At 70.6% G+C, this 16,209-nt stretch carries 14 protein-coding genes; 7 read left to right on the top strand and 7 right to left on the bottom strand.

The genetic code is table 11. The features are described 5' to 3' along the window. Positions 1-136: 136 nt before the first annotated feature. Positions 137-877: a tRNA1(Val) (adenine(37)-N6)-methyltransferase gene (locus tag VNW53_RS08070; RefSeq protein ID WP_325554856.1), complete on the top strand. Its 741-nt coding sequence runs from the start codon at positions 137-139 to the stop codon at positions 875-877. 4 nt (positions 878-881) lie between these two features. On the opposite strand, the gene VNW53_RS08065 is transcribed toward VNW53_RS08070, so the two are convergent. Continuing rightward, the gene (locus tag VNW53_RS08065; RefSeq protein ID WP_325554855.1) at positions 882-1,985 is read right to left on the bottom strand and encodes a hypothetical protein; all 1,104 of its coding nucleotides are present in this window, start codon (positions 1,983-1,985) and stop codon (positions 882-884) included. A gap of 56 nt (positions 1,986-2,041) precedes the next feature. After that, complete coding sequence (locus VNW53_RS08060) at positions 2,042-2,350, bottom strand: GNAT family N-acetyltransferase (RefSeq protein WP_325554853.1); 309 nt, start codon at positions 2,348-2,350, stop codon at positions 2,042-2,044. A 237-nt stretch (positions 2,351-2,587) separates the two neighbouring features. Here VNW53_RS08060 and rsgA point away from each other — a divergent pair, with 237 nt between their 5' ends. Then, on the top strand, positions 2,588-3,667 hold the full coding sequence (gene rsgA / locus VNW53_RS08055; RefSeq protein WP_325554851.1) for a ribosome small subunit-dependent GTPase A: 1,080 nt from the start codon (positions 2,588-2,590) through the stop codon (positions 3,665-3,667). Between the two features lie 67 nt (positions 3,668-3,734). Next, entirely contained in the window at positions 3,735-4,916 is a 1,182-nt protein-coding gene (locus tag VNW53_RS08050) for a glycosyltransferase (protein ID WP_325554849.1), read from the top strand. Positions 4,917-5,092: 176 nt separating this feature from the next. On the opposite strand, the gene VNW53_RS08045 is transcribed toward VNW53_RS08050, so the two are convergent. The 4 genes from VNW53_RS08045 to VNW53_RS08030 all read right to left on the bottom strand — a co-directional run bounded on the left by VNW53_RS08045 (position 5,093) and on the right by VNW53_RS08030 (position 11,584). After that, positions 5,093-5,959, bottom strand: coding sequence for a DUF2189 domain-containing protein (locus tag VNW53_RS08045; protein WP_325554848.1), 867 nt, complete (start codon positions 5,957-5,959; stop codon positions 5,093-5,095). A 207-nt stretch (positions 5,960-6,166) separates the two neighbouring features. Then, positions 6,167-9,583 carry a S41 family peptidase gene (locus VNW53_RS08040; protein WP_325554846.1) on the bottom strand — a complete coding sequence of 1,139 codons (3,417 nt, stop codon included), beginning with the start codon at positions 9,581-9,583 and terminating at the stop codon, positions 6,167-6,169. Positions 9,584-9,892: 309 nt separating this feature from the next. Continuing rightward, the gene (ilvC, locus tag VNW53_RS08035; RefSeq protein ID WP_325554844.1) at positions 9,893-10,912 is read right to left on the bottom strand and encodes a ketol-acid reductoisomerase; all 1,020 of its coding nucleotides are present in this window, start codon (positions 10,910-10,912) and stop codon (positions 9,893-9,895) included. 168 nt (positions 10,913-11,080) lie between these two features. Next, positions 11,081-11,584: a GNAT family N-acetyltransferase gene (locus VNW53_RS08030; RefSeq protein WP_325554842.1), complete on the bottom strand. Its 504-nt coding sequence runs from the start codon at positions 11,582-11,584 to the stop codon at positions 11,081-11,083. A gap of 218 nt (positions 11,585-11,802) precedes the next feature. Here VNW53_RS08030 and arfB point away from each other — a divergent pair, with 218 nt between their 5' ends. The 4 genes from arfB (at position 11,803) to VNW53_RS08010 (ending at position 14,330) form a co-directional block, all read left to right on the top strand. Then, a complete protein-coding gene (gene arfB, locus VNW53_RS08025) occupies positions 11,803-12,225 on the top strand; it encodes an alternative ribosome rescue aminoacyl-tRNA hydrolase ArfB (protein ID WP_325554840.1) in 423 nt (140 codons plus the stop codon). Beyond that, positions 12,226-13,365 (top strand): DUF3667 domain-containing protein, encoded by a 1,140-nt coding sequence (locus tag VNW53_RS08020; RefSeq protein WP_325554838.1) that lies wholly within the window; start codon positions 12,226-12,228, stop codon positions 13,363-13,365. It abuts the gene before it with no gap. A gap of 166 nt (positions 13,366-13,531) precedes the next feature. Next, positions 13,532-13,981, top strand: coding sequence for a hypothetical protein (locus VNW53_RS08015; RefSeq protein WP_325554837.1), 450 nt, complete (start codon positions 13,532-13,534; stop codon positions 13,979-13,981). Between the two features lie 73 nt (positions 13,982-14,054). After that, complete coding sequence (locus tag VNW53_RS08010) at positions 14,055-14,330, top strand: hypothetical protein (RefSeq protein ID WP_325554836.1); 276 nt, start codon at positions 14,055-14,057, stop codon at positions 14,328-14,330. Between the two features lie 108 nt (positions 14,331-14,438). Here VNW53_RS08010 and VNW53_RS08005 read toward each other — a convergent pair. After that, a partial coding sequence (locus VNW53_RS08005) for an AAA family ATPase (protein ID WP_325554834.1) occupies positions 14,439-16,209 on the bottom strand: 1,771 nt, incomplete at its 5' end.

Below are 16,209 nucleotides of genomic sequence, written 5' to 3'. Positions count from 1 at the left end.
ACGGCCAAGCGGGTCTCAACTCCTGGCATTTTCGGCGGGCCAGGGGGAGCGGCCGCCGTTGCGTGGGACAATGGTGACGCGATAGGGCACGGTCAAGCGCACCCGCCTTATGGACGCCCTATACCGGCTCACGCACATGGATGAGACCACCGAAGACCGCGTCCTGGACGGGCGAGTCCGCCTGCGGCAACCTGTGCGAGGCTATCGCGCCGGGCTCGACGCGGCCCTGCTGGCGGCGGCCTGCGACGCGGCCGACGGCGGCCGGGTGATCGAGGCCGGCTGCGGGGCGGGCGGCGCCCTGCTGGCGGCGGCGGCGCGGCGGCCCAGGACGCATTTCGTCGGCGTGGAGCGCGATCCGAAGGCCCTGGCGCTGGCCCGGGCGAACATCGCGGCGAACGACATGGCCGATCGCGTCGAGGTGCTCGAAGGCGACGTGGCGCTGCGCTTCGCGGGCCTGGGCCTGGCGCCCTTCGACGCGGCCCTGGCCAACCCGCCGTTCTTCGACGACCCCGACGCCTTGCGCGGCCCGGCGGCCGAGCGGCGCGGAGCCTGGATGGCCGACGACGGGCTGGAAGCCTGGGTGGGCTTCCTGACCAAGGCGGTCCGCGAGGGCGGGACGATCACCCTGATCCACCGCGCCGACCGGCTGGACGACATCCTGGGCCTGCTGGCGTCGAAGGCGGGTTCGGTCCAGGTGCGGCCGGTGCAGCCCTTCGCCGACGAGCCGGCCAAGCGGGTGCTGGTGCGCGCGGTCAAGACAGGCAAGGCCCCGCTGCGCCTGCTGCCGGCGCTGGCGCTGCACGACCGCGAGGGCGGCAAGCACACCGCCGAGGCCGAGGCGATCCTCCGCGGCCAGGCGGCGCTGGCGTGGTTTTAGCCGGCTAGTTGTCGTCGCCGGCCTTGCCGGGCGGGCCGCCGTGAGCCTCCGCAGCGCGCTGGCCCTGCATGATGTCGACCAGGGCGTAGTTGCCCTCATGGCAGGCGTATTCGTAGACTTGGCCCGGAATGGCGTTGAGGCTCATCTCCGCGCGCCAGGCCCTGGTGTAGTAGACCGGGTCCTCGACCTTGAATTCATAGAAGATCTGCTTGGCCGAGGCGCGGGTGAGGCGCTCGGTGATCCTCGCCTGCGGGGTGAGGAAGATCGGGCCCGCGCGGCCCTGCTCGCCGTTCACGTTGACGGTCTCGACCACCAGGGTGTCGCCCTCCCACCAGCCGACGGCGTCGCCGAGCCAGGGGTGCAGGGCGGCGGGGCCGTGGGCGGCCTGGGCGGTCGCCTTGTCCTTGAACAGCGGGATGGTCCGCGCGTCGTGGATCATCTCCACCACGATCACGATGGCGCCGGGCGTCTGCACGATCTGGTAGTTGGAGTTGTAGATGTTGTTCAACATCCCCGGGCCGCCGGAGCCGCGCGAGCCGATGATGCAGCGGTCCCAGGGGTCGAAGCTCTCCGGGTCGCTGGGCGTCTCGGCCAGCCGGGTGTGGGTGCGGGCCTTGGCCACCAGCGCCTTGCCAGCCTCCGACAGGGGCAACTGGCCGTCCGCCGGATCGACGATCCAGGAGGTGCGGTACTCGCCCTTCACCTCCCCATAGGCGCTGCCGGAGTCGAGCCAGAAGGCGTTGTAGCCGCCCGGGTCGCCGACCGCGGGGGCGCCCTGGGCGGCGTCGACGGGAACGGCGTCGGCGGCCTTGCGGCGCACCATCAGATCGGAGCCGGCGAGCTTCTTGGCCTCGTCGGGCGTGAGCACCAGCTTGCCCATGCCGGGCGCGCGGGTGAGCTTGGTCACCGAGGCGTTGGTCCAGGCGCCGGACAGGTCCGGATGGCCGTCGGCCGCGCGCGGCAGGACCGAGGCGGCCGGTGCTGCGACGGCGGGCGCGGCCAGCGCCAGGGCGCAGGCCAGGATCAGCAGCAGGTCAGCGGTCTTGCGAATGGGTCGGGCCTCCGGTCCGCGGGAATAATCCACCGCGGACGGCGCGGCGCAAGCCATAGAAGCCGCTCCGCCCCGCACGACCTCGCGGCGCCCGCATCCTGGGCGCCGCCCGCCTAGAGCCCCAGGCGCTCGCGGAAGGTCTCGTCCACCAGGTCCTGCCACTCCGGGTGGTTCTTGATGTAGCCGGCGATGAACGGGCAGAGCGGTTTGACGGTCAGGCCGTGCTCGCGGGCGTAGCCTAGGGCGGCCCTGGCCAGGGCCGAGCCCACCCCGCGCCCCTCGAAGGCCGGCGGCACCACAGTGTGGGGCAGGACCATGGACCCGTGGTGCAGCACATATTCGGCGAAGGCCGTCTCGCCATCGAGATGGACCTCGAAGCGGTGGGTCTGTTCGTTCATGACGATGGGCAGAGCGTCGGCCATGGTGTCCCCCTCAAGTCCCTCTTCTTGACCCAGGCGCGGCCGGAGGCCAAGGTCCCTGCCGCACGCCCGCAAGCGCTCAACGGAGGAGGCCCGCAGATGACACCCATTGCCGCAGCCCTTCGTCGCGTCGCCGTGCGCGCTGCCTAGACGGCAGCCGATCCTCTCTTCCTGAAAGACGGGGTTTCCGCGGGGCGACGCCTGAAACGGCATCGGAACCCTCACAGACGGAAACCCAAAGTGCTCAGATCCTATGGCTGGAGCGATGCGCTCCAGCGCGACTTCACCCCCTTCGCGGCCCAGGGCCTGGTCCCCGCCCGCGTCATCGTCCAGCAACGCAATTCCTACCGGCTGGCCGCCGAGAGCGGGGAGCTGGAAGGCCGCATCTCCGGCCGCTTCGCGCATGAGGCGGCGGATGGGGGCTATCCGGTCACCGGCGACTGGGTGGCGGCCGAGCTGAAGGACGGGATCGCGGTGATCGCCGCCGTCCTGCCGCGCGCCACGGCCTTCACCCGCATGGCGGCGGGCACGGCCAAGGACATGCAGGTGGTGGCGGCCAATGTCGACGTGGCCCTGCTGGCCGCCTCGCTGAACGCCGACCTCAACCTGCGCCGCCTCGAACGCTACCTGGCCACGGCGTATGAGAGCGGCGCCGAGCCGGTGATCCTGCTCACCAAGGCCGACGCCTGCGCCGACCCGACGCCGCTGATCGCCGGCGTCGCCGACATCGCCTTCGGCGTCCCGGTGCTGGCCGTCTCGGTGCGCAGCGGCCAGGGCTTGGCGGAGCTGTCGGCGTTGCTGGCGCCGGGCAAGACCGCGGTGCTGCTGGGCTCCTCGGGGGTCGGCAAGTCCACCCTGGTCAACGCCCTGGCCGGCGTCGAACGGATGGCCACCCGCGAGGTCCGCGAGGACGACGCGCGCGGGCGGCACACCACGACGCACCGCGAGCTGATCCTGTTGCCCTCCGGCGCGCTGATCCTCGACACGCCGGGAATGCGCGAGCTGGCGCTGTGGGACGCCGAGGCCGGGGTGGCGGCGGCCTTCGCGGAGACCACCGCGGAGGTGGAGCTGCTGGCGCAGGGCTGCCGCTTCCGCGACTGCGCCCATGACCGGGAGCCCGGCTGCGCGGTGCAGGCCGCCCTGGCCGACGGCAGGCTCGACCCCGACCGCTGGCGCAGCTTCCAGAAGCTGCAGCGCGAGCTGGCCCACACCGTGCGCCGCGAGGACCCGATCGCCCGCGAGGCCGAGCGCAAGCGCTGGGCGGCGGTCACCCGGGCCGGGCGCGAGCGGTCGCGCTCCAAGCGCGAGGTGGACGACTGAGCCCCTCCGGGGGCTCGCCCGGCGAATCCGCCTATCGTCGCGCTCTCGAAGCCGGACGGGCCGCCGCATGCGCATCCTGATGATGAAAGGCCAGTCGCAATACGGCGGCACGCGGCTGTTCGCCGACCTGGCGGCCGACGCCTTCCGCCGGCGCGGCCACGAGGTGGAGGTGCTCGACCTCGGCCAGACCGACAACGGCGGGATGCTGGTGCTGGCGCACGCGGCGGGCGCGGGCCCCGTCGACCTGATCTTCACGATCAACATCGCCGGCGAGTTTGTCGACAGCCTGGGGCGGCGGCTCAGCGACCTCTATGGCGGCGCCCCGCATGTGGTCTGGCACACCGACTATGTGCTGAGCCAGGCCGACCGACTGAAGGGCACGCCGGCCTCCACCGCGATCCTCGTCGTCGACCCGACCCAGGCCGACGCGGTGCGCGCGATCTACGGCGCCGAGCGGTTCAACCACCTGGCCTTCTTCCCGCATCCGGCGGTGGGCCAGTCCGCGCCGGATGACGCCACCGCCGCCGAGTTCGCCGAGCGGCGCCCCATCCAGGTGCTGTGGTCGGGCGGCTTCCAGAAGCCCGAGGCGCCCTGGACCGGCGTCGAGGGCCCGGCGCGCGAGGTGTTGCAGGAGGCGCTGGACCTGGCGCTCTCCGTCGAATGGATCCCGCCGCACGAGGCGCTGGACACCGTGTTGCGCGCCCGCGGGCTCGACCTCGACGACCCCAGCATCCGCGGCGCGCGCGAGGCCGCGGCCCTGGTGGACATGGAGGTGCGCAAGACGCGCCGCTTCGAGTTCCTCAAGGCGGTGGCCAGGACCGGCGTGCCGCTGCACATCGTCGGCGCCGGCTGGGAAAGCCAGCTCTACCGCTTCAAGAACGCCACCTACGAGGGGCCGGTGGAGATGACGCGGATGGCCGAGCTGATGGCCCGGTCGCGGGTGGTGCTGAACACCAACGGCAACTTCGGCGCCGGCTCGCACGAGCGGCCGTTCTCCGCCGCCCTGGCGGGCGCGGCCACCTTCTCCGACTTCAGCCGCTATTACGCCCAGGTCTTCCAGCCCGGCGTGGACATCGAGCTCTTCAACTGGCGCGACCTGGCGGGCGGCATGGAGAAGCTGACGGCGCTCGCCGGCGAGCCCGAACGCGCCTTCGAATACGCCCGCCGCGCCAAGGCCGTCACCCTCGCCGGCCACACCTGGGACCGGCGCATCGACCTGATCCTGGAGGCCGGCGAGGCGGTGCGCTGACCGCTAATTCCTCTCCCCCGCGAAGCGAGAGGGAGAGGGCTAGGGAGAGGCGGCTGGGCGCGTCCACCTCGCCCGCGGGTCGGCCAATGGCCCTCGCCCAACCTTCGGGAACGACGCACTCACGAGCCGCCCTCTCCCGGCCTCTCCCTCTCGGCTTCGCCGGGGGAGAGGAGGTCTTAGGCCACCACCTTGCGGTAGAGGTGCCAGCTCGCGTGGCCCAGGACCGGGACCACGAAGATCAGGCCGACCAGGGCCGGGATCGAGCCCAGCACCAGCAGGCCGGCCACCGTCAGGCCCCAGAGCGCCATGGTCCCGGGGTTGGCCGCGACCACCTTCAGGGAGGTCTTGATCGCCGTCCACAGGCCCACGTCGCGGTCCAGCAGCAGGGGCACGGTGACGACGCCGATCGCGAAGGCTGCGACGGCGAACAGGAAGCCGACGCCGATCCCGGCGACGATCAGGGTCGCGCCCGCCTGGGTCCAGAACAGATTGTGCGAGAAGGCGCGCAGGGTGGGCGGCGCGCCCGGCCCCATGACGGCGAGGTTGATCTCATAGGCCGCGCCCAGCCACAGGCCGAACAGGGCCAGCAGGATGGCGCCCATGCCGATGATCGAGCCCAGCGCCGGGGAGCGCAGCACCCCGAAGGCGTCGAGCCAGTTGACGTGCTCGCCTAGCTCGCGCCGACGGCTCATCTCATAGAGCCCGACCGCGGCCACCGGGCCGATGATGGCGAAGCCCGAGGCCAGGGGGAACAGCATGGGCAGCAGGTCGTAGCTGAAGGCCAGCCGGGCCATCAGCAGGCCCGCGACCGGATAGACGATGCCGATGAACAGGATGTCGTCGCGCAGCGCGCCCAGGTCCTGCGTCCCCTTGCGGAGCGCGTCCCACAGGTCGGCGGCGGCGATCTTGCGCACCTGCGGAACGGCCTGGCCGGCGTGGCGCGCGGGGTTGGGCAAGAGGCGTCCGCCGATGTCCGAGACGCCCCAGGTGAGCTTTTCGATGAAGTACTCGAAGGGATTTTCGATGTGATTTTCAGACGCCATGAGCGAACTCCCGGACCGTTGGCCTGGGGGATGGCCTCTCGTGCGCGGCGCCCGCTCGGGCCGGTCGCGCACGGCGGACCACAACCCAGGGATTGGGGGGAGCCTAGCACGGAAAAAATCGGGCGTCGTGTTTGCGGGGTCTCAAGCTCAAACTCGATTCCGCTCGTCCCGGCGAAAGCCGGGACAAGCGGTTTGAAGTCGAGGTCCCTAAGGCTTGGCCTTCAGCGGATAGACCGGATAGGCCGGCCGGGTGGGCGCGGTGACGGGGCCGAGCTTCTGGAGCGCGAGCGAGACCGCTGTCTCCAGTTGCGGGTCGTGGCCGGCGGCCACGGCCTTGGGATCCTGATCCACGGGCACGTCGGGATCCACGCCATGGTTCTCCACGTCCCACTGGCCGGACGGCGAGAAGAAGCCCACGTCCGGCGACGTCACCTGGCCGCCGTCCATCAGGGGCGGCATCTGGCTGATGCCCACCAGCCCGCCCCAGGTGCGCTTGCCGACCAGGGGCCCCAGCTTGTTGTGCTTGAACATCCAGGGCAGCGCGTCGCCGCCGGAGCCGGAGGCCTCGTTGGCGATCATCACCTTGGGACCCAGGATCGAGGCGGCCGGCGTGCGCTCGATGGCGCCGTAGCGCGGCGACCAGTAGCCCTGCAGATGGCGGCTCAGCACCTCGATGACGTAGTCGGCCATCTGGCCGCCGCCGTTGAAGCGCTCGTCCACCACCACGCCCTGCTTGTCGGTCTGGGCGAAGTAGTAGCGGTTGAAGCTGGTGAAGCCGCCGCCGCCGGTGTCGGGCAGGTAGACGTAGGCCAGCCGGCCGCCGGAGAGCTGGTCCACCTTGCGCCGGTTGCCTTCGATCCAGTCGAGGTTGCGCAAGCGCGCCTCGCTGCCGATCGGCACGACGGTGACCTCGCGCGGCGGGGCCGAGCCGCTGGCGAGGGTGATCGTCACCGCCTTGCCGGCCGTGCCTTCCAGCGGTTGCTGGATGTCCATGGCGGCGTCCAGCGGCTGGCCGTTGACCGCGGTGATGCAGTCGCCCTCGCGGATGTTCAGGCCCGGCTGGGCCAGCGGCGCCTTGGCTTCCGGCGACCAGGCCCCGCCGGTGTAGATCTTGGCGATGCACCACTTGCCGCCTTCGATTCGGTAGTCCGCGCCCAGCAGGCCGCCGGAGACCTTCTGCGCCGCTGGAATCGCCCCGCCCGAACCGCGCAGGTGGCCCACCGAGAAGCCGGTCAGCATCTCCTGGAAGATGTAGTTCAGGTCCGAGCGCGATTGGATCGCGGCCACGTAGGGCGCGAGCCGCTTCTCCGCCGCGGCGGTGTCGAAGCCATGGAAATTCGGATCGTAGAACGACGCCCGCTCGATGCGCCAGACCTCGTGGTACATCTGCGCCCACTCGGCCGGCGGGTCGACGCGGACCTCGAGGCTGTCGAAGGCGAGCGCGGTGTCCTCCGCCTTGGGCGGGGGCGCGCCAGGGGGCTTCGGCGCCGCCGGCACGATGCTGTAGTGCGGGTGCGGCGGCGCGGGCGGGGCGTCCGGCGACGGCGGCTTCACCTCGGCGATCAGCACCTTCTCGCCGTCGGCGGTGATCTGGTAGCTGGCCAGGTGGTCGGCCACGGTCTCGGTCTTGCGGTCCTCAAGGCTGTAGCGGCGGAGCGTCCCGTTCGGCCCCGGCGCGTTGGCGTCCGTCGCGGCCGGATCGGCCAGGAAATAGACCGTGCCCGGCTTGCCCGTGGAAAGGTCGCTCAACGGTCCCGCCGGGATCGGCAGGGCCACGGTCCGTTGGCTGATCGCCGCCAGGCTGAGGCCCGCCAGGTCGACGACCGTGGGCTTCGGCAAGGGCGGCGGCGCGGGCGGCGCAGCCGGCTTGGTCTTGGCCTCGGCCTTGGCGGCCCCGGCCTGGCCGGCCGGCGTCTTGTCCGCCTCCTCCTTGGCCTTCTCGCGGGTCTCGGCGACCGATTTCTCGTCGTCGCTCTCCGGCGCGATGGGCGAGGCGGTGGCCGCCGCCAGGCTGAGCGCATAGACCGAGCGGGTCGGGCGGTAGAGGTCGCTGGTCATGTCCAGTTGGTGCTGGGTCATGCCGGCGTTGTTGCTGCCCAGGAAGTAGAGGTACTTGCCGCTGCGGTCGAAGGCCGGGTCGCGGGCGTCGCCCATCGGATCGGTGACCGGGAAAGCGGCGCCCTTCTCCGCCGAATAGAGCATGACGCTGTGCAGGTGGTTGGGCATGTAGCGCACGAAGGCCAGCCACTTGGAATCCGGCGACCAGCTCATGCCGTGGGTCTGGTCGGTGAAGCCGCCCCAGACGTCGGGCTCGCCCACCTGGCTCAGCTTCCCGCTCGTCAGGTCCAGGACGTAGGACCGCAGGCGGTTGTCGTAGAAGGCGATCTTCCTGGAGTCCGGCGACCAGACCGGATGGAAGTAGTAGGCGGGCTCCGGCGCCAGCGGATAGGCCCTGGCCTTGCCCTCGCCGGTCTGGGCGCTGACGTGCAGGGCGTAGAGGCCGCCGGCGTCCGAGAAATAGGCCACCGACTGGCCGTCCGGGCTCCAGGCCGGCTCGCGCTCCATGACGCCCGGGGTGTTGGTCAGGTTGCGGACCGGCCCCTTCTTGACCGGCACGGTGAGGATCTCGCCGTGCGCCTCCACCGCCGCGCGCAGGCCGGTGGGCGAGACCGAGACATTGACCACCTCGTCGCCCACCTTGGCGATGCGGGCGCGGACGTCGGGCATGTCGCCGGTGACGTCGACGTCCACCCGCTTCGGCTCGCCGCCGGGCTCGAGCGTGTAGAGCTCGCCCAGCCGGTCGAAGATCAGGGTCTGGCCGTCGCTCGATAGCGAGCGGATCTCCGGACCGGTGTTGCGCCAGACCAGGGCGACGGCCTTGGTCGCCGGGTCGTAGGCGTAGACCGACATCGGCCCGCCGCGGCCGGACAGGAAGTAGAGCTTGCCCCGCGCCCAGACCGGCGAGATGTCCGCCGCCGCCTCGTGCGGGACCTCGACGGTGTCCAGGCCCGAGAGGGTGGTGATCTTGATCGTGCTCGCCTGGCCGCCACGATAGTTGCCCCAGGCCACATAGGCGGTGAAGTTGAAGGCGAAGGCCGGGGCCATGGGATTGTAGGCGATCGCCTTGCCGTCCGGCGAGACGGTCCCGGCGTAGGCCATCGGCAGCGACAGCGGCGTGGCCATCCCGCCCTGCGGCGAGACCTCGAAGATCTGGGTGTAGCGGCTGGCCGCGGCGCGGTTGGAGCGGAACAGCACCTTCCGGCCGTCGCTGGACCAGCCCACGGCCACGTCGGCGGCCGGATGATAGGTGACCCGGTGCGGCACCCCGCCGGTGGCGGGCACGGTGAAGACGTCGGTGTTGCCGTCGTACTCGCCGGTGAAGGCCAGGGTCCTGCCGTCCGGCGAGAACAGCGGGGCGTTCTCCACGCCCACCCCGGTGGTGATCCGCGTGGCGCGGCCGCCGCCCCGAGGCACGGTCCAGATGTCGCCCGCATAGCTGAAGGCGATGAGGTCATGGCTGATCGCCGGCTGCTGCAGGATATGCGGCGCAGGCTGGGCGGCGGCCTGGCCGCCCTGGCCGAGAACGCCCGCCGCGGCGAGCGCGAGAACGGATATGAGGCGCACGGACTATTCCCCCCGGAAAGCGATCGCAAAGCTTTCGGCCGGGGCCGGGCTTTTGGCAACCGTGTCGCGCCCTCCCTTCGCCCGTCATCCTCCGGTCGCCCGAAGAGGCGATCCGAAGGACCCAAGCTGAGTTGGGCTGTGGGGCGAGGTCCGCTTGGGTCCCTCGGATCAGCCTGCGGCTGACCGGAAAATGACGGGGATTTTGGGGAGTAGGTTTTGCGCCAACGAAAACGGCCCGGGATTGCGCCCGGGCCGTTCCGTCGTCTGGATCCCGGCGTGCGCCGGGATGAGTCGGCGCTTCGCGCTCGCTCAATTCCGGGCCGTATCCACCAGCTTGTTCTTGGTGATCCAGGGCATCATAGCGCGCAGGCGGGCGCCCACTTCCTCGATCTGGTGCTCGGCGCCGCGGCGGCGGATGGCCTTGAAGCTGGGCGCGCCGATCGCGTTCTCCTGCATGAAGTCGCGCACGAAACGGCCGGACTGGATGTCTTCCAGCACGCGCTTCATCTCCACCTTGGTCTCGGCCGTCACGATGCGCGGGCCGGTGACATACTCCCCGTACTCCGCGGTGTTGGAGATCGAGTAGTTCATGTTGGCGATGCCGCCCTCGTAGATGAGGTCGACGATCAGCTTCACCTCGTGCAGGCACTCGAAATAGGCCATCTCCGGGGCGTAGCCGGCTTCCACCAGGGTCTCGAACCCGGCGCGGATCAGCTCCACGAGGCCGCCGCAGAGCACGGCCTGCTCGCCGAACAGGTCGGTCTCGCATTCCTCGCGGAAGTTGGTCTCGATGACGCCGGAGCGGCCGCCGCCGATGGCCGAGGCGTAGGCGAGGCCGAGATCCATGGCGCCGCCGGTGGCGTCCTGGTGGACGGCGATCAGGCAGGGCACGCCGCCGCCCTTCTGGTACTCGCTGCGCACCGTGTGGCCGGGGCCCTTGGGGGCGACCATCAGCACGTCGACGCTGGCCTTGGGCTCGATCAGGCCGAAGTGCACGTTCAGGCCGTGGGCGAACAGCAGGGCCGCGCCGTCGCGCAGGTTGGGTGCGATCTCGGCGTTGTAGATGCCGCGCTGCAGTTCGTCGGGGGCCAGCACCATGAGCAGGTCCGCCCACTTGGCGGCGTCGGCGACGCTCATCACCTTCAGGCCATCGGCCTCGACCTTCTTCGCGGTGGCCGAGCCGGCCTTCAGCGCCACGGCGACGTTCTTCACGCCGGAGTCGGTGAGGTTGAGCGCATGCGCCCGGCCCTGGGAGCCATAGCCTACGATGGCGATCTTCTTGTCCAGGATGCGGGAAAGGTCGGCGTCGCGGTCATAGTAGACGCGCATGATTGTTCTCCTGGATGGTCAAGAAGCTGCGTTCTAACGCAACGGGGGTGCGGGAAAGCGGCCGCTTTCCAGCGGTTTTTTGCTCAAAGGTCAAGGGCGGAAGCCGGAGGTGGGCTTCGCGCTCCTCCCCCGAAGGGCACACTTCGGGGGAGGTGCCAAATTGCTCGCTCACAGCCGCAGCCTCGCCATGGTCAGCGCGTCGACGAAGGCCCCGCCGCGCCAGGCATAGGCGCGCAACAGCCCTTCCCGCTCGAAGCCGAAGCGTTCGTAGAGCGCGATGGCGCGGGCGTTGTCGGCGTAGACGCTGAGCTCCAGGCGTTTGATCTGCAGCCAGTTGTCGGCCAGGTCGATCACCGCGGCCATCAGCGCGGTCCCGGCGCCGCGGCCGGCGTAGGCGTCGTGCACCGCCATGCCGATCGAGGCGGCGTGGACGCGGCGGTTCTCGTCGCGGTGGAGGCCGATCATGCCGACGACCTTGCCGCCGATCACCGCCACCAGGCGCGTCGAGCCGGGCTGCGGCGCGGCCATGCGCCTCTGCCGCGCGTCGAGCGACGCATAGGGCAGTTGAAGGGTGCCGGCGTAGGCCTCGGGCTGGTTCCAGGCCTCGGTCAGGTCGGCGGCGTCCGAGGGCTCGGCCGCGCGGATCAAGATCTCAGGTTCGGGAGGGTCCATGGTCTCGTCTCCGTCGGCCGGGACGGAACGGGGCCCAAGAAAAAGCCCCGTCCGGATCCCGGCGGGGCTGGTGGTCGGTCGTCGCTTGCTCGGGCTTGCTAGCGCACAACGTCCCTCACCGGCCCGCCGGAGGCGGTCCGCGCAAGTACGAAGGCGATGAGCATCGAGCGCATGGAGGGATGCATAGCGTTTTCGGCGAAGCTTGGCAAAGTCGCACCATGATCCAGGTCACCGACACCCTCTTCATCGAGGACGACGAGATCTCCGAGAAGTTCGTGCGCGCCTCGGGGCCGGGCGGGCAGCACGTCAACACGTCGAGCTCGGCGGTGGAGCTCCGGTTCGACGCCATGGCCTCGCCGTCCCTGCCGCCTGAGGTCAAGGAGCGCCTGTCGCGGATCGCCGGCCAGCGGATGAACCAGGACGGGGTGATCGTGATCTTCGCCCAGAGCCACCGCAGCCAGGAGATGAACCGCCAGGACGCCCGCGCGCGGCTGGTGGAGCTGATCGAACAGGCCACCCACCGGCCGAAGCCGCGCAAGAAGACCCGGCCCACCTATGCTTCCAAACTGAAGCGGCTCGAAGGAAAGTCGAAGCGCTCGGGGGTCAAGGCCATGCGCGGGCGGCCGAAGGGAGACGACTAGGTGAGCGTGGAGCTTGAGACCGCCGGCGTCGGGGCCCTGCCTGGCCTGCTGAGGGGCAAGCGCAGGCACGCGCCGCCGCCGGGCACGCCCTGCGCCAACTGCGGCACGCCGCTGGAAGGCGCCTACTGCCACGCCTGCGGCCAGGATAGCGACACCCACAAACGCTCGATCCGCCACCTGGCGTTCGAGGCGGTGGAGGGGCTGTTCGAACTGGACGGGCGGCTCTGGCGGACGCTGCCGGCGCTGTTCTTCCGCCCCGGCGGCCTGGCGCGGGACTACATCGAGGGCCGGATCGTGCGCCACGTGCCGCCGTTCCGGACCTTCCTCGTCGCCCTGCTGCTGTTCATCTTCGCCGCCGAGCATGCCGCTCATCAGCAGACGCTCGCGCAAGCGGACGAAAAGCGGGTCGAGGCGGCCAAGCTCGCCACCCCGCAGGGCCGCGCCGAAAAGGTGCGGACGATGCGCGCCGAAGCGGGCAAGGACCTCAAGGAGAGCCTGGACGAGGACGCCAGGGATCGCGCCGGCGACCTGAAGGACCCCGACGCTCATCCCGACAAGGTCGAGGCCGCCTACGCCCGGCGGGTCGCCCGGGCGCAGGCGCGCTACCAGGCCGCGCTGAGCCGGGCCGACCGGGTGGCCCAGGGCCTGCCGGCCGTGGACCCGCCCGGCGTCGCCACCGACCAGCCGTTCTCCGCCAAGCGAACCCAGCGCGAAACCTGGTGGAAGGCCGCGGTGAAGAAGGCCGTCGCCAATCCCGAATATTACTGGTCGGTGGTGTTCGAGTGGGGGCACCGGCTGGCGGTCGTGCTCTTGCCGATCGTCGGGCTGAACCTCGCCATGGTCTACGCCCAGCGCAAGGACGTGTTCCTCTATGACCACCTGCTGGTGGCCATGAACGTCCTGTCATTCAACTTCCTGCTGAGCGCGGCCGGGCTGATGCTGCCGCTTTCATGGATGGAGTGGTGGTTCCTGGGCGCGTCGCTGTGGAGCCTGGCCAACCTGTTCCAGACCCTGCGCGGCGCATACCGCTCCAGCGTGCTCGGCGCGGCCCTCAAGACCGCCGTCGTCTGGTCCGTGGCCTTCTTCGCCTTCGTCTTCCTGCTCGTGGGAGTCTTCATGCTGGCCCTGGCGCAGCTCTGACCCGCGCGGAATTTTGACCCTATGGCGCGAATTCGCCGCATTGGCCTATAAGCTTTGCGGCATGGCCGACCGCGTTCGCTTACTCGCCGCCGCCGCCCTCGCGGCCTCACTCACCGCCTGCGCGCCCACGCTTGGTCCGGCGCCTCCAGGCCGGGCGCCGGGGCGGATGGCCGCGCAGCCGCCGCCCGGCGACACAAACTTCCACGCCGCCGACTTCGCCTGGTCGCAGGCGCCCGGCAAGAACACCCTGGCGGGCTCGCTCGTGCACACCGGGCCCGTCCGCTATAGCTGCGCGGGGCAGACCGTGGTCCTGACGCCGGAGACGCCCTGGGCGCGCCGGCGCATGCAGGTGCTCTATCAGTCGGACCAGCGCGCCGCCCTGCCCGCCGACGACGTGCGCAGCCGGCAGAACCAGGCGCCTCCGGGGGATTCCAACCCCTATGTGAAGCGGGTGGGCTGCGATGCGGCGGACCGGTTCAGCTTCACCGGCCTGCCCGACGGAGCCTGGTACGTGGTGACCCTGGCCAAGCCGGTGGCCGGCCAGACGGGGCCCAGCCTGGCCCTGATGCGCCGGGTCGTCACCCGCGGCGGCAAGGTCACCGCCTTCGAATTCTAAGGGGCGCCGGAGAGAACCGGGCGCCGCAATCCGCGTTTCACTCGATCGGAACAACCAATCGAGGATGAAATCGATGCGCAAGCTGCTGTTCGCGACCCTGGCGGGAGCCACCCTGATGGCCGCCGCGGCGGGCTCCGCCACTGCCCAGCCGGTGGTGGTCGAGCGCTACGGCCACTGGGATCCGGCGTGGGGCGCTGCGCCGCCGCCGCCGATGCACCGCTGGCATCGCTGGCGCGGCCACGAGGCCGATTGGTACGGCCACGTGCACACCTGCATGGTCCACAAGGGCTATGACCCGCACCGCGACATGTACCGCGAGGGCCGCCGCTGGGTGAGCTGCTCCGACTGATCGCCGTAGGGGCGCGGCCGCAAGCGCTGACCGCGCCGCCCTGCGCCCCTTCCAGATGGTTTCGTGATCTCCTCCCCGAAGTCTTCGCTTCGGGGGAGGAGTCTGGCGCTAGTGGACCTTGGCGCGGCCGATGAGGAGGCCATCCTCGTTGGCGGAGACGTCGATGACGGCGCCGTCCTCCAGGTCGCCCGCCAGCAGCTTGCGGGCGATCGGGTCGATCAGCTCCTTCTGGATCACCCGCTTCAGCGGCCGGGCCCCATAGACGGGGTCGTAGCCGCGCTCGGCCAGCCAGTGGGTCGCCGCCGCGTCGAGCGCGATGGACATCCGCCGGTCGGCCAGCAGCTTCTCGACCCGCTGGAGTTGGATCTTGACGATGCCGTCCATCTCGCCGCGACCCAGCCGCTTGAAGAGGATGATCTCGTCGATCCGGTTCATGAACTCCGGCCGGAAGTGGCGGCGGACCACCTCCATCACCGAGGCGCGGGCGACCTCCACGTCCTCGCCCTCTTCCAGGGTGGCCAGGAATTCCGAGCCCAGGTTGGAGGTCATGACGATCAGGGTGTTGCGGAAATCGACCGTGCGGCCCTGGCCGTCGGTGAGCCGGCCGTCGTCCAGCACCTGCAGCAGGACGTTGAAGACGTCCGGATGGGCCTTCTCCACCTCGTCGAACAGCACGACCTGGTAGGGCCTGCGCCGCACCGCCTCGGTGAGCGCGCCGCCCTCGTCGTAGCCGACATAGCCGGGCGGCGCCCCGATCATGCGGCTGACCGAGTGCTTTTCCATGTACTCGCTCATGTCGAGGCGGGTGATGGCGTGTTCGTCTGAGAACATGAACTCGGCCAGGGCCTTGGTCAGCTCGGTCTTGCCCACGCCCGTGGGGCCGAGGAACAGGAACGAGCCGATCGGGCGGTTGGGGTCGTGAAGGCCAGCGCGAGCCCGGCGCACGGCGTCCGAGACCGCCAGCAGCGCCTCCTCCTGGCCGACGACCCGCCGGCGCAGGGCGTCTTCCATGGAGAGCAGCTTCTCGCGCTCGCCCTCCAGCATCTTCTCGACCGGCACCCCGGTCCAGCGGGAGACCACGGCGGCGATCTGCTCGGCGTCGACGACTTCCGGCGAGACGGCGTCCTTGTCGGCCTTGGACTCTTCCTCCGCGAGGCGCTTCTCCAGGGTCGGGATTTCGCCGTAGGCGATCTCCGAGGCGCGCTGCAGGTCGCCGCGCCGCTGGGCGCCGATCAGCTCGGCGCGCAGCCGTTCCAGGGCCTCGCGTAACTGGGCGGCCGAGGAGACCTTCTCCTTCTCCGACCGCCACTTGGCGGTCATCTCGGCGGACTGACCCTCCAGCTCGTCGAGCTCGTCCTCCAGGGCCTCCAGGCGGGCCTTCGAGGCCGCGTCCTTCTCCTTGGCCAGGGCCTCGCGCTCGATCTTGAGCTGCACGATGCGCCGGTCGATCTCGTCCAGCTCCTCGGGCTTGGAGTCCACCGCCATGCGCACGCGGCTGCCCGCCTCGTCCATCAGGTCGATGGCCTTGTCCGGCAGGAAGCGGTCGGCGATGTAGCGGTTGGAGAGGGTCGCGGCGGCCACGATGGCGCTGTCGGAGATCCGCACCCCGTGGTGCAGCTCGTACTTCTCCTTCAGGCCGCGCAGGATCGAGATGGTGTCCTCCACCGTGGGTTCGTTGACGAACACCGGCTGGAAGCGGCGGGCGAGCGCTGCGTCCTTCTCCACATGCTTGCGGTACTCGTCGAGCGTGGTGGCGCCGACGCAGTGCAGCTCGCCGCGGGCGAGCGCGGGCTTCAGCAGGTTGGAGGCGTCCATGGCGCCGTCCGACTTCCCGGCGCCGACCAGGGTGTGCATCTCGTCGATGAACAGGATGATCGAG

This window comes from Phenylobacterium sp. (assembly GCF_035569475.1).
GTDB lineage: Bacteria > Pseudomonadota > Alphaproteobacteria > Caulobacterales > Caulobacteraceae > Phenylobacterium.
The sequence above is the reverse complement of the archived record's forward strand: the minus strand, read 5'-3'. Positions and strand labels throughout refer to the sequence as shown.

Bases quoted from the DNA above. Each gene is read 5' to 3' on its own strand.
- VNW53_RS08065 (WP_325554855.1), bottom strand. From the start codon at position 1,985: ATGGCTTGCGCCGCGCCGTCCGCGGTGGATTATTCCCGCGGACCGGAG.
- VNW53_RS08060 (WP_325554853.1), bottom strand. From the start codon at position 2,350: ATGGCCGACGCTCTGCCCATCGTCATGAACGAACAGACCCACCGCTTC.
- VNW53_RS08050 (WP_325554849.1), top strand. From the start codon at position 3,735: ATGCGCATCCTGATGATGAAAGGCCAGTCGCAATACGGCGGCACGCGG.
- VNW53_RS08010 (WP_325554836.1), top strand. From the start codon at position 14,055: ATGCGCAAGCTGCTGTTCGCGACCCTGGCGGGAGCCACCCTGATGGCC.
- VNW53_RS08015 (WP_325554837.1), top strand. From the start codon at position 13,532: ATGGCCGCGCAGCCGCCGCCCGGCGACACAAACTTCCACGCCGCCGAC.
- VNW53_RS08070 (WP_325554856.1), top strand. From the start codon at position 137: ATGGATGAGACCACCGAAGACCGCGTCCTGGACGGGCGAGTCCGCCTG.
- ilvC (WP_325554844.1), bottom strand. From the start codon at position 10,912: ATGCGCGTCTACTATGACCGCGACGCCGACCTTTCCCGCATCCTGGAC.
- arfB (WP_325554840.1), top strand. From the start codon at position 11,803: ATGATCCAGGTCACCGACACCCTCTTCATCGAGGACGACGAGATCTCC.
- VNW53_RS08030 (WP_325554842.1), bottom strand. From the start codon at position 11,584: ATGGACCCTCCCGAACCTGAGATCTTGATCCGCGCGGCCGAGCCCTCG.
- VNW53_RS08045 (WP_325554848.1), bottom strand. From the start codon at position 5,959: ATGGCGTCTGAAAATCACATCGAAAATCCCTTCGAGTACTTCATCGAA.